This window comes from Amycolatopsis magusensis (genome assembly GCF_017875555.1).
GTDB classification, from domain to species: Bacteria; Actinomycetota; Actinomycetes; order Mycobacteriales; family Pseudonocardiaceae; genus Amycolatopsis; species Amycolatopsis magusensis.
Window position 1 is genome coordinate 6,953,202 of the sequence record NZ_JAGGMS010000001.1, and the last position, 11,641, is coordinate 6,964,842.

Annotated in this window: 13 protein-coding genes; 6 read left to right on the plus strand and 7 right to left on the minus strand. The window is 70.2% G+C overall.

Annotated elements, in window-relative coordinates; translation table 11 throughout:
* Positions 1-60: 60 nt before the first annotated feature.
* Entirely contained in the window at positions 61-966 is a 906-nt protein-coding gene (locus tag JOM49_RS30890; protein ID WP_209667695.1) for an SDR family oxidoreductase, read from the plus strand.
* Here the strand turns inward: JOM49_RS30890 and JOM49_RS30895 are convergent.
* Positions 945-2,153 carry an MFS transporter gene (locus JOM49_RS30895; protein WP_209667696.1) on the minus strand — a complete coding sequence of 403 codons (1,209 nt, stop codon included), beginning with the start codon at positions 2,151-2,153 and terminating at the stop codon, positions 945-947. The two genes, JOM49_RS30890 and JOM49_RS30895, sit on opposite strands and share 22 nt — an antisense overlap.
* A 53-nt stretch (positions 2,154-2,206) precedes the next feature.
* Between JOM49_RS30895 and JOM49_RS30900 the strand changes: the two genes are divergently transcribed.
* The gene (locus JOM49_RS30900) at positions 2,207-2,731 is read left to right on the plus strand and encodes a winged helix-turn-helix domain-containing protein (protein ID WP_209667697.1); all 525 of its coding nucleotides are present in this window, start codon (positions 2,207-2,209) and stop codon (positions 2,729-2,731) included.
* Between the two features lie 41 nt (positions 2,732-2,772).
* Here JOM49_RS30900 and JOM49_RS30905 read toward each other — a convergent pair whose 3' ends face one another.
* Both JOM49_RS30905 and JOM49_RS30910 read right to left on the minus strand, forming a co-directional pair.
* Positions 2,773-3,042 carry a hypothetical protein gene (locus JOM49_RS30905; RefSeq protein WP_209667698.1) on the minus strand — a complete coding sequence of 90 codons (270 nt, stop codon included), beginning with the start codon at positions 3,040-3,042 and terminating at the stop codon, positions 2,773-2,775.
* A 42-nt stretch (positions 3,043-3,084) separates the two neighbouring features.
* Positions 3,085-3,705 carry a TetR/AcrR family transcriptional regulator gene (locus JOM49_RS30910; RefSeq protein WP_282773304.1) on the minus strand — a complete coding sequence of 207 codons (621 nt, stop codon included), beginning with the start codon at positions 3,703-3,705 and terminating at the stop codon, positions 3,085-3,087.
* A gap of 81 nt (positions 3,706-3,786) precedes the next feature.
* On the opposite strand from JOM49_RS30910, the gene JOM49_RS30915 reads away from it, so the two are divergent.
* The gene (locus tag JOM49_RS30915) at positions 3,787-4,197 is read left to right on the plus strand and encodes a Dabb family protein (protein ID WP_209667700.1); all 411 of its coding nucleotides are present in this window, start codon (positions 3,787-3,789) and stop codon (positions 4,195-4,197) included.
* Here JOM49_RS30915 and JOM49_RS30920 read toward each other — a convergent pair.
* Together JOM49_RS30920 and JOM49_RS30925 are read right to left on the minus strand one after the other, a co-directional pair.
* Entirely contained in the window at positions 4,181-5,938 is a 1,758-nt protein-coding gene (locus JOM49_RS30920) for a bifunctional sugar phosphate isomerase/epimerase/4-hydroxyphenylpyruvate dioxygenase family protein (protein WP_209667701.1), read from the minus strand. The two genes, JOM49_RS30915 and JOM49_RS30920, sit on opposite strands and share 17 nt — an antisense overlap.
* The gene (locus JOM49_RS30925; RefSeq protein ID WP_209667702.1) at positions 5,931-6,791 is read right to left on the minus strand and encodes a shikimate dehydrogenase; all 861 of its coding nucleotides are present in this window, start codon (positions 6,789-6,791) and stop codon (positions 5,931-5,933) included. Before JOM49_RS30925 ends, JOM49_RS30920 begins: the two co-directional genes overlap by 8 nt.
* A 117-nt stretch (positions 6,792-6,908) precedes the next feature.
* Here JOM49_RS30925 and JOM49_RS30930 point away from each other — a divergent pair, with 117 nt between their 5' ends.
* From JOM49_RS30930 to JOM49_RS30940, 3 genes are all read left to right on the plus strand, one after another.
* Positions 6,909-7,559: a TetR/AcrR family transcriptional regulator gene (locus tag JOM49_RS30930; RefSeq protein ID WP_209667703.1), complete on the plus strand. Its 651-nt coding sequence runs from the start codon at positions 6,909-6,911 to the stop codon at positions 7,557-7,559.
* 384 nt (positions 7,560-7,943) lie between these two features.
* Entirely contained in the window at positions 7,944-9,329 is a 1,386-nt protein-coding gene (locus JOM49_RS30935) for an MFS transporter (RefSeq protein WP_209671801.1), read from the plus strand.
* On the plus strand, positions 9,274-9,840 hold the full coding sequence (locus JOM49_RS30940) for a class I SAM-dependent methyltransferase (protein WP_209667704.1): 567 nt from the start codon (positions 9,274-9,276) through the stop codon (positions 9,838-9,840). Before JOM49_RS30935 ends, JOM49_RS30940 begins: the two co-directional genes overlap by 56 nt.
* Before the next feature lie 131 nt (positions 9,841-9,971).
* Here JOM49_RS30940 and JOM49_RS30945 read toward each other — a convergent pair whose 3' ends face one another.
* The gene (locus JOM49_RS30945; RefSeq protein ID WP_209667705.1) at positions 9,972-11,261 is read right to left on the minus strand and encodes a hypothetical protein; all 1,290 of its coding nucleotides are present in this window, start codon (positions 11,259-11,261) and stop codon (positions 9,972-9,974) included.
* A gap of 37 nt (positions 11,262-11,298) precedes the next feature.
* Positions 11,299-11,586: a hypothetical protein gene (locus JOM49_RS30950; protein ID WP_209667706.1), complete on the minus strand. Its 288-nt coding sequence runs from the start codon at positions 11,584-11,586 to the stop codon at positions 11,299-11,301.
* Between the last annotated feature and the right edge of the window lie 55 nt (positions 11,587-11,641).

Genomic DNA, 11,641 nt, shown 5'->3' on the forward strand with positions numbered 1-11,641 from the left:
GGTCCCATCACTCTGCTACGGTGATGAGACCAAGTCCCATCACCGACTCAGGAGCTCCCCGTGCGTGTTTTCGTCACCGGCGCGACCGGCCACCTCGGCTCGGCCGTCGTCCCCGAACTGCTCTCCGCCGGCCACGAGGTCGTCGGCCTCGCCCGTACCGAAACCTCGGCCACCGCGCTGAAAGCCCTCGGCGCCGAAGCCCGGCTGGGCGATCTCGACGACCTGGACGGCCTGCGCGAGGCCGCTTCCGCCGCCGACGCGGTCATCCACCTCGCGTTCAAGCACGAGGCCATGCGCGCCGGTGACTACGCCCGGGCCGTCGACGACGATCTGACCGTGGTGCGCGCGTTCGGCGACGCGCTCGACGGCACCGGTAAAGCCTTCGTCGGTACCTCCGGAACCGGGGCCGGTGCCGTGCCGGGACGCCTCGGCACCGAGGACGACGTGGTGCCCGGCGCGCCCAGGGTCGACGCCGAGAACGTCGTCGTCGGGTTCGCCGAGCGCGGGATCAGGTCCTCGCTCGTCCGGCTCCCGCCCACCGTGCACAGCACGCTGGACCACTCCGGCTTCGTCCCGTCGCTGATCGAGATCGCCCGCACCACCGGCGTTTCCGGGTACCTCGGCGACGGCGCCAGCCGCTGGCCCGCGGTCCACACCCTGGACGCCGCCCGCGTCTACCGCCTGGCGCTCGAGCAGGCACCGGCGGGCTCACGCCTGCACGCGGTGGCCGACGAAGGCGTCCCGTTCCGGGAGATCGCCGAAGCCATCGGCCGTCACCTGGGCGTGCCCGCCACCGCCATCCCGGCCGAGCAGGCACAGGCCCACTTCGGCTTCCTGGCGTGGATCGTCCCGCTCGACGTCCCGGTCTCGAGCGCCCGCACCCAGGAGCTGCTGGGCTGGCGGCCCGAGCACCCCGGCCTGCTCGCCGACCTCGGCCTGGGCCACTACTTCACCGCCACCACCTGAGGCCGCGCGGTCACCACCCGCAGACCCGGCAGCAGCAGCAGGGACAGCACGCCCATCACGGCGAACGTCGCGGGCAGCCCGAGCCAGTGGGCGAGCAGGCCGCCCGCGACAGCGCCGAGCGGCATGGTGCCCCACGACAGCAGCCGGTGCACGCTGTTGACGCGGCCGAGCAGGCGGGCCGGGGCGAGTTGCTGGCGCAGCGACACCAGCACCACGTTGACCATCATCGTCCCGATGCCACCGAGCAGGAAAGCAGCCCCGATCAGGAACGGATTCGTGGTCACGGCCGGGAAACCGAGCATCACCGCGCTCGCGGTGTAGCCGAGCCCGAGCGTCCACCGCCTGCCGAGCACACGTTCGGCCCACTCGGCGGCCAGCGAACCGACCAGCCCGCCCGCGGCGATCGCGGTGAGCAGGAACCCGAACGCCTGCTCCGACAAGCCCATCGCCGAACCCGGGCCGACCGCGTAGAGCACCAGCACGGCGAAGACCGCCTTGTCGGCGAAGTTGAACACCCCGACCATCACCGCGATCGTGCGCAGCACCGGGTCGCGCAACACGAAACGCAGCCCTTCGGCGATGTCGGCGCGCAGGGTCGCGGGCCGCTCACGCGGCAACCGGAACGAGCCGCGCACGAGCAGCAGTGCTCCGATCGCGGCCACCCACAACCCGGCGGGGGTGGCGAACGCGGCGAAGGCGCCCGCCGCCACGAGGAACCCGGCGAGCGGTGGCCCGGCGAACTCGTTGGCGGTGAGTTCGGCGGCGAACAGGCGGCCGTTCGCCCTGGGCAGCTGCTCGCGGCCGACCAGCTGCGGCAGGATCGACTGCGCGCAGGTGTCGTAGATCGTCTCGGTCGTGCCCACGGCGAACGCGATGGCGTAGAGCACCCAGATCGAGCCGACGTCGAGTGAAATGGTGAGCGCGAGTGCCGCGAGCAGGACGGCACGGGCCGAGTTCGCGCCGATCATCGCGCGCCGGCGGTCGAGCCGGTCGGCCAGCGCGCCGGCGGGCAACGCGAACAGCAGCCACGGCAGCGTGAGCGCCAGTGTCAGCCCGGCGATCAACGTGGGCGAGCGCGTCAGGCTGACGGCCACCAGCGGTAAGCCGACCTTGAACACTCCGTCGGCGAGATTGGACAACGCGGAAGAAATCCACAGGCGCCAATAGGCACCCCCCAGTGCAACCATTCGTGGAGTTTTGCACATCGATGGAGAAAACTCCATCGATGTAAAATGCCCCCATGACCGTCCGGAAACGTCGTGCCGCCACCGCGCAGGAGGTCAAGGCGCTGGGCCATCCGCTGCGCCTGCGCATCCTGCGGTTGTGCCGGGAGCACGAGCTGACCAACAAGGAGCTGGCCGACCGGCTGGGCCGCGACCCGGGCACCGTGCTCTACCACGTCCGCCAGCTCACCGGCGCCGGGCTGCTGGAGCAGGCACCGGTCCGCACCGGCGCGAGTGGCGCGCTGGAAAAGCCGTATCGCCGCGGGACGGATACCTGGTGGCTGGACGGGCCGCTGGTCGACGCCGACACCGAGGAAGCAAGGTCGGCGCCGGTCGTCGCGTTCCAGGAGGAGCTGCGGGAGGCGGGCCCGGAGTCGGTGCGGTGGTACGAGCGGTTCACGTTGCACCTGTCCGAAGAGGAGGCCGCCGAACTGGACCGGCGCATCCTCGAAGTGCTGGACGAGTACGTCGCCACCGATGAGCAGCGGACGGACCGTCCGTTGTACAGCGGGATCTTCCTGCTGCACGAACCGGTTGACTAGCGCGGAGCTCCGTTGAGGGTGGTGGTGGGCGACGGGCGGGCCTAGTGACCGGCTGCCTCCATGGCCATCAGGAACACCGTGAAGAACAACTGACCGGCGGCGATCGAGGCACCGGCCACCGCGGTCCAGTCGAGCCGGTACTCGCGGTCGGTGAGGATGGACGCGGTCGCGCAGGCGATCGCCACGGCGGCCATCGCCACCGAGCCCAGCGGCAGGAACCAGCACAGGACCGCGAGCAGCAAGGACAGGGGGCCGAGCCAGGCGCGACGCCCGGGACGGTCCCGTACCGGCAGCGTTCGCAGGAGGGTCACTGCCTCTCAAGCTACCAGCGCGCTCGCCGATGTCCCCGGGTTTCAAGCGGCGTAGGCACTCAGGAAGGTGTCCACGGCCGCATCCGACACGGCCCGCATTTCCGCGGCGGGGACTTCGCGCGTGCCCAGCCGTGAGCGGGTTTCCAGCGGTCCGGTGAGCAGCGCGAGCAACTGCTCCGAGGCCACCGAAGGATCACCGGAGCGCAGGCGCCCGGCCAGCGAAAGCCGCGCGAGCCGGTCGGCCAGTGCTTCGGCGACCTTGTCCGCGGTCCGGGCCTGCACCAGGTCGATCAGCTCGGGAAACCGCGCTACCTGCCCGTAGGTCAGCCGCCGCAAGGACCGTGAGCGCTCGTCGCAGCACACCTCGACCAGGCGGTGCGCCACATCCTCCAGCGTCGCGCGCAGGTCCTCCCCCGGTTCGCGGAGCCGTTCCACCACCTCGAGGTTGGCCGCCATCACCTCGTCGGCGGCGGCTTCGATGGCGTGGCGGAACAGGTTCTCCTTGTCGCTGAGGTGGTTGTAGACGGTCGGCTTGGCGACGCCCGCCTCCTCGGCGATCTCCTTCACGCAGGCTTCGGCGTAGCCACGGCGGGCGAAAACGGTGAACGCGGCGGCCAGGATCGCTTGCCGCTTGTCGATCCGCCCCCGGGAGGCAACTGTCACGGAGCCAGCATATCCCGGTCCTTGCGAATGAACTGGCATGAACAGTAAGTTGAACCAGTAAGTTCAACCTGGGAGGCAGCGATGATCGTCAACATCCTTCGGTTCAGCTTCAAGGACGGGACCACCGACGCGGAGAAGGACACCGTGCTGAGCGCGATGCGGCGCACCGCTTCGGTGGAGTCGGTGGCGTTTTCGACCGTGGGGCAGGACATCGGCGACCCCGCCGAGGGCTTCACGCACACCTACCTGGCCGCCGTCGCGGACCTGCCCGCGCTGGAGCGGTACATGCACGACCCGGTGCACCTCGAGGGCGACTGGCAGATCCTGCCGCACATCCAGCGCATGTCCGCGGTCCGGCTCTCCGACGACCCCGACCCGGAGCTGAGCGCCAAGGTGATGGCGCTGCACCTGGCCAAGGTCGCGCAGTACCCGGACTGGGGGCAGGCGCTGCAGACCATCCCCGAGGCGCGGATCGCTAACCCGGCCCGCTGAGCCTGCGGTCGCGGTGGGCGGCCATCCGGATCGGCGCGTTGGCCACGCCGAACCCGCGGTAGCCGCCGATGCGCTGCACCACTTCGAAGAACACGCGCTCACCCGCGAGGTCGGTGTAGAAGTGCAGGAATTCGCCGTGCTCGTCGCGGTCGTACAGCACCGATTCGGCCCGCAGCGCGGCCAGCAGGTCCGCGGGCAGGTCGAGGCGGGCTTCGAGGTCGTCGTAGTAGTTGCCGGGGATGTCCAGCAGCGGGGCGCCGAGCGCGCGCATCGCCTTCGCGCTGGCGATCGCGTCGCCGGTGGTGAAGGCGATGTGCTGCGGTTCGCGCACGGCCGGGGCCCATTCGCCGCGGCGCACCAGCGAGGTGTCCAGGGTCAGGCGCACGCCCTGGTGCGCCGCGGCGCGGCTGCGCACCAGGCCGAACGGCGCGGCGAACTCCACCACCGGCTCCAGCCGCAGGCCCAGCACGGACCGGTAGAACAACGCGGCTTCCTCGAACTGGTCGAACGGCTGGGTCAGTGCCACGTGGTCGATGCCGGTGATGCCCGCGAGGTCCTCGGTCTCGCCGGTGAGGTCGAAGTCGGACAGCCAGTCCTCGCTGCCGCAGAAGAACAACTCGGTGGAATCGGGGGCGGCGACCGCTTCCCGGCCACGCGACAACGGCTGTGCCAGGAAGGCCTCGGCACGCCGGGCCGACTGCGCCGGATCATCGCTCTCGACCGCGATGGCGGTGCGCTCACCGCTTTCGTTGACCAGCACCCTGGCGCCGTTCTGCGCCCACAGGCGGACCGGTTTCGTGCGGTGGTGGCCCACACTGGTGAAGCCGAGACCGGCGAGCACCTTCTCCACGTCTTCCCCGGAGGACGCGGCGAGTTCGGCGAAGGCGTGCCCGTGCAACGCCGGCGCGGCGGGCAGGTCGACCAGGCCGAGCGACTCCTGCAAGGCCAGCAGCGACCGCATCGCGTCGACCGCCGCGAGCCGCGGATCGGCCTGCCGGAAGACGTCGTTGAACACCTCCAGCGACAGCGGCCCGTCGTAGCCGGTGGCCAGCACGTGCCCGGTGAACGCGGTCAGGTCGAACTCGCCCTGGCCGGGGAAGAGCCGGTGGTGCCTGCTCCACTGCAGCACGTCCATGGCCAGCCGGGGCGCGTCGGCGAGCTGCACGAAGAAGATCTTCTCGCCGGGGATCGTCCGGATCGCGGCGGGATCGCTGCCCACGGACAGGATGTGGAAGCTGTCCAGGCACAACCCGAGCGCCGGGTGCGCGGCCCGGCGCACGATCTGCCACGACCGCCGGTAGGTGTTGACGAACCGGCCCCACGCCAGTGCTTCGTAGGCGATCCGCAGGCCGCGCTCCCCCGCCAGTTCGGCGAGCGCGTGCAGTTGTTCGGCGGCGAGTTCGTCGTCGTCGACCGCGTCCGGTGAGACCGAGGAGCAGACGAGGATGGTGTCCGTGCCCAGCTCGGCCATCAGGTCCAGCTTGCGCTCGGCCCGCCGCAGGTTGGCGTCGAAGATTTCCGGCGGCACCGCTTCGAAATCGCGGAACGGCTGGTAGAGGTCGATCGACAGGCCCAGATCCGCGCAGTGGCGCCGGATCCCCGCCGGGGACAGCCGTGAGGCGAGCAGGTCGTTCTCGAAGATCTCCACGCCGTCGAACCCGGCCGCCGAAGCGGCCGCGAGCTTGTCCTCCAGCGTGCCGGAGAGGCAGACGGTGGCGATGGCGGTACGGCGCTCAGCCACGGGCGTACACCGCCTTCCCTTCCAGCGCGGCGAGTTCCCGGAAGTGGCGCAGCATGCGCTCGGCGTCCGGCTCGACCCCGGTGAACAGGCGGAACGAGTCGGCGGCCTGCAGCACGACCATGCCGCCGCCGTGCAGCACGCGGCACCCGCGCGCGGCCGCGGCCCGCAGCAGGTCCGTCTCGAGTGGACGGTAGACGATGTCGGCCACCCACAGCTCCGGCCGCAGCGCCGAGGCGGGCACCGGACTGCCCGGGTAGTTCGCCATGCCGGTCGGGGTCGCGTGCACCAGGCCGTCGGCGAACCGCAGCGCGCCGAGGTCGCCGACCACCGCGCGACCGGCGCCGAACCGTTCGCACAGCGCGGAAACCAGGGTGGCGGCACGGTCGGCGTCGACGTCGTGGACGTGCAGCGTGCCGGTGCCCAGCGACAGCAGCGCGTGCCCGACGGCCGCGCCCGCCCCGCCCGCGCCCAGCAGCAGCACCGATTCCATCGCCGCGTCGGGCAGGCCGCGGCTGAGGCTGCCGGCGAACCCGGTGGTGTCGGTGTTGTGCCCGATCGCGCGCCCGCCGTCGAAGACCACGGTGTTGACCGCGCCGAGCGCGGCGGCCTCCGGGGACAGCTCGTCGAGCCGGCCGAGCAGCTGCTGCTTGGCCGGGTGGGTCACGTTCAGCCCGTCGAACCCGGCCAGGCGCGCGGCTTCGAGCACCTCCGCGGCCGGGCGCCCGAGCACGTCGAGGTCCAGGCGGCGGTACAGATAACGCAGGCCGAGCTCGGCCGCCTCCTGCTCGTGCAGGGCCGGGCTCAGCGACGGCCCGATGCCCGAGCCGATCAGTCCGATGAGATAACTGGTCACCACAGGGCCTTCCGGCGTTAATGTACTAACTGGTGAGTTCACTGTAGCCGGACTCCGGCGCCCGGCAAAGGGGCTGCGTTAGAGTGGGGCGTCCGCGAACGAATCGGAGGAAGCCCGGTGGCCGCACCGTCGTCCGACGTCGAGCGGCAGCGGGACAAGGACCGCACCCGCGCCGACATCCTCGCGGTGGCCACCAGCGAGTTCGCCGACAAGGGCTACACCGGGGCCAGGGTGGACGAGATCGCCGCCAGGACCAGCACCACCAAGCGGATGATCTACTACTACTTCGGCGGCAAGGAACAGCTCTACGTCGCCGTGCTGGAACAGGCCTATTCGGCGATCCGGACCCTCGAGCAGCAGCTGGACGTGGAGCACCTCGAACCCGAGGACGCCATCCGCCAGCTCGCCGAGCTGACCTTCGACCACCACGAGGCGCACCCGGACTTCATCCGCCTGGTCAGCATCGAGAACATCCACCGCGCCGAGCACATCGCCCGCTCGGAAGTGCTGTCCGGCCTGGCCAACCCGGCGCTCGACGTGCTCACCCGCATCCTCGACCGCGGCCGCGCCGCCGGCCGCTTCCGCGCCGACGCCGACGCGCTCGACATCCACATGGTGATCAGCTCGTTCTGCGTGTTCCGCCTGGCGAACCGGCACACCTTCAACGCCATCTTCGGCCGCGACCTGCTCGACCCGCAGCGCCGCGCCCACCAGCGCCACATGCTCGGCGACCTGGTCCTCGACTACCTGACCAACACCCCCACCTGACCCACCCCACCCCGAACGTGAGTTTCGGCTTCCCGAGCGCGTGGTTCACGCGCCCGAACGTGGGGTTCGGCTTCCCGAGCGCGTGGTTCAGATGCCCGAACGTGAGGTTCGCAGACGGCCGAGTCGCACGTTCAGGAAGCCGAACTACGCACTCAGGCACGCGAGTCTCACGTTCAGGTAGGCGAGTTACACACTGGGGTAGGCGAGTTCCACGCTGGGGTGCGCGAGTTCGGCGTTCGCACTGGGGAAATCGGCTCTTGACATCGGGCGGCTCGTTGTCCAGCCTGTGTTAACTAACTAGATGGTTCATAGCTGACCCGCTGTGTCTGAGCAACGGAGCACGGACTTCAGGAGCCCCCATTGACCCCGACATCCGCACCGGGCATGCCGCGCAAGGCCGCGGTGGCCGCCTGGATCGGCAGCGCGCTCGAGTACTACGACTTCTTCATCTACGGCACCGCAGCGGCACTGGTGTTCAACAAGATCTTCTTCCCCGCCTCCTCCCCCGCCACCGGCACGCTGCTCGCGCTGGCCACCTTCGGCGTCGGCTACCTGGCCCGCCCGATCGGCGCGGTGATCCTCGGCCACGTCGGTGACCGCTTCGGCCGCAAGAAGGTGCTGGTCTTCACGCTGCTGCTGATGGGCGTGGCGACCTTCGCCGTCGGCTGCCTGCCGACCTACGGCGACGTCGGCGTGCTCGCGCCGATCCTGCTGGTCGTCCTGCGCCTGATGCAGGGGTTGTCCGCCGCGGGCGAGCAGGCCAGCGCGAACTCGATGTCGCTGGAGCACGCCCCGCACGACCGGCGCGCCTTCTACACCAGCTTCACGCTCAGCGGCACCCAGGCCGGGCAGATCCTGGCCACCGCGGTGTTCCTGCCGATCGCCGCGATGCCCGAGGACCAACTGCTGTCCTGGGGCTGGCGCCTGCCGTTCTGGTGCAGCGCGCTGGTCGTGGTGGTCGGGTTCGTGGTGCGGCGCAAGCTCGACGAAACCCCGGTGTTCGAACGCGCCGAGGTCGCCAAGCTGCCGGTCGCGGTGCTCTTCCGCGACCACTGGGCCGACGTGCTCCGCGTGGTCGTCGCGGCCACGATCGCTTCGGTCAGCACGATCTTCACCGTCTACGCGCTCAGCTACGCGGTGAACACCGTCGGACTGGAACGCACGCCGATGCTGTGGGTCGGTGTGCTGGCCAACGTCCTGGCCCTGGCGGCGATCCCGGCGCTGGCCGGGCTGGCCGACCGGATCGGCCGCAAACCGGTGTTCATCGGCGGCTGCCTCGGCTGCGGGGTGCTGATCTTCCCGTACCTGTGGTCCATCTCGTCCGGGCAGTTCCTGCTGATCTTCCCGTTCGGCCTGCTGCTGTTCGGCGTGGTCTACAGCGGGGTCAACGGGGTGTGGCCGGCGTTCTACGGCGAGATGTTCAGCGCGCGGGTGCGGTTGTCCGGGATGGCGATCGGCACCCAGATCGGCTTCGCCGTGGCCGGGTTCGCGCCGAGCGTGGTGGCCGCCATCGGCTCCGGCAAGGACGACTGGCTGGGCGTGGCCATCTTCACCGCGGCCGTGTGCCTGCTCGCCGCCGGTGCCGCGGCCACCGCACGCGAAACGCACCGTGTGCCGACGGAACAACTGGGGGTGAACGAAACGGGCGGGTCAGCCGTAAGTAGGGATAACACAGGCGAGCTCGGTTCCCCGGCCCCGGACGACAGGTTGCCCGATGTCATTACACCACCTGCGCACCACGACACTCGACCCCAGACCCCTGGGCGATGACTGGCGGCACACCGTCGCCTTCTACCAGCACTGGGTTCCCGACCGCACCATCCTGGAACTCGGCGCGAACCCGGACGGCCCGGCCCGCGCGCTGGCCGCGGCGGGGTTCACCGTGTTCGTCGTCGACGACTCCCCCACCGCGATCGAGTACGCGGCGAGCATGCCCGGCGCGGAATCGGTCTACTTCGTGCACGCCGACCTGCGGCGCGAGTGCCTGGAGGACGTCTTCGGCGCGGTACTGGTCGAACCGTCGGCACTGGCGCAGCTCTACACCCTGCGTGCCCAGATCGAGCTGCTGATGACCGCCGCCGATCACATCGTCGACGACGGGGTGGTGATCATCGAAACGCCCACGATGCCCGTGCAGCTCGGGCACTACCACCGGACCGCCGAGTTCCCGCCGCTGGCGGAGCTGGACATCATGGCGGGCACGGCGGACCTGCGCCTGCTGCACCGGACCGGCGGCTTCGGCGGCAGCCGGACGCTGTCGGTCTACGGCCTCGGCCTGTGACCGGGGTTCGCACCGGGAATCCCGGTGCGAACCCCGGAGTCCGGCCGGGTGGATTTCCGGCCCAGCAGTTGCCGAGCTCGCCGTCAGCCGCGACACCCGGGCGATCGGAGCGGCCGCGCCACCGTGTGCGTTCAGCCGCGCGCGGGATCGGCCCGGCTGCCGCCTCGGGTTTGCGGGAGCGGGAACTCCGAGTCGTGCGGGATTTCGCCGTTGTAGTGCTTGGTCACCGACGACCCGACCAGGTTGTACTCCTTGGCCATCCCCGCCCGGTGCAGTTGTGCCTGCACGTCGTCCTTGATCTCGACGCCGCCGATCTCGATGGCCTTCCCTTCCTTGACATCCCAGTTGTAGCGGTCGAACACCTGCGTCCGGTGATCGACCTCGACCCGGGGCGGCAGGCCGGGGTGCTTGGGCGGCTGCACCGTCGCCACCCCGGTCACCGAGTAGTTCAGTCCGGCGGTGGCGAAGTACCAGTTCTTGCTCATCTGCTCAGTGACGTAGAAGCCCTTCCATTTCGTCGTGAAACTCACCGGCCGGCCGTAGGTGCCGTTCGCCTGTGCCTGCGCCACGATGGTTTTCAGTTCTTTCGCGGTCGTCGCGTCGACCGCCTGCCGGAACTGCGGGACGTCGCGCATGAGCTCGTCGGGACTCATCTTCAGGTCGTCGCCGGAATTCGCGAGGTAGTGCCGCAGGTGTTTGGCGGCCTGGGTCCACCCAGCGCTCTCCGCCGCGATGGCCGCGTGGAGCAGCAGCGATTTCTTGAGGTAGGCGTCGGCGCTCTTGCCCGCTGCCCCGTACGGCCCCGACCCGTCGCCGTACTGCCCTGGATACGGTGGCATGCCTGGGATCGCGGTCTTGCCCTGCGCCGCTCCGGCGTTCGCGGCCGCGGCCAGTGTGGTGGCGCCGCCGTCGCCGATCTTGCCCTGGCCGGTTTTGTCCAGCAGCCCGGCGAGGTCGTCGTCGAGCTGTCTGGCGAAGTCGAGGATCCGCCGTACCCGGTCCTTGAGCTCGGCTTTCATCTCGGCGCGCTCGGCCATCACGGCCTTGAGGTCGTCCTTGGGCCCGCACGCCCACCCGGCGTCATCGACCTCCCCCGCGTCGGTGACCGTCATCTGGTGCTTGCGGGCCAGTGTCTCGACGGTCTCGACCGCGGTGCGCAGTGCCGCCATGCCGTCCGCGCAGGCCATCAACCCGGTTCGGACCGCGTTGACCTCGGCGACCTGGTGCTCGAGCCTGTCGGTGAACGCGGCCAGCCCCTCCTTGGCGGAGTCCGCGGCGGGGCCGAACCAACCCGGTGGCGTGGCGGCGGCCTTCAGCTCGTCGGCCAGCGCGAGCACCTGGTCGCCGCGCTTCTTGAGCGTCTGCTCCGCGTCGTCCAACGGGTCCGGCTGCCATTCCCGGACATTCCAGTAACCGATCATCGTCCTGTCCCCTTCAGCACCTCAGCACCTCAGAACCTCAGCACCTCAGTGCCGCCTTGGCCGCCTCTTCGTCGGTTTCGTAGAGTTTCTTGGCGTTCAGCAGTTTCTTGGCGTGATCGCGCGCTTCCCGGCCATACGTGGCGACCTCGGTGCGCCAGGTGGTGCCGAGCGTGCCCGCCGAGGCCGCCGTGCGGCTGCCGGGCATTCCCTTCGGCAGCGTGGACAAGGCGCCGCCCAGGTCGATTCTCGCCAGCTGCTCGCCGAGGCTGTCGGCCGAGTCACCGGCCTTGCCGAGCGCCTCGAGCGTGACTTCGTAGCCGGACATCCCATGCTCCCCCGCGGTTCCTGCCTGCCCCGTCGACCACAGGTTAGGAGGCGGC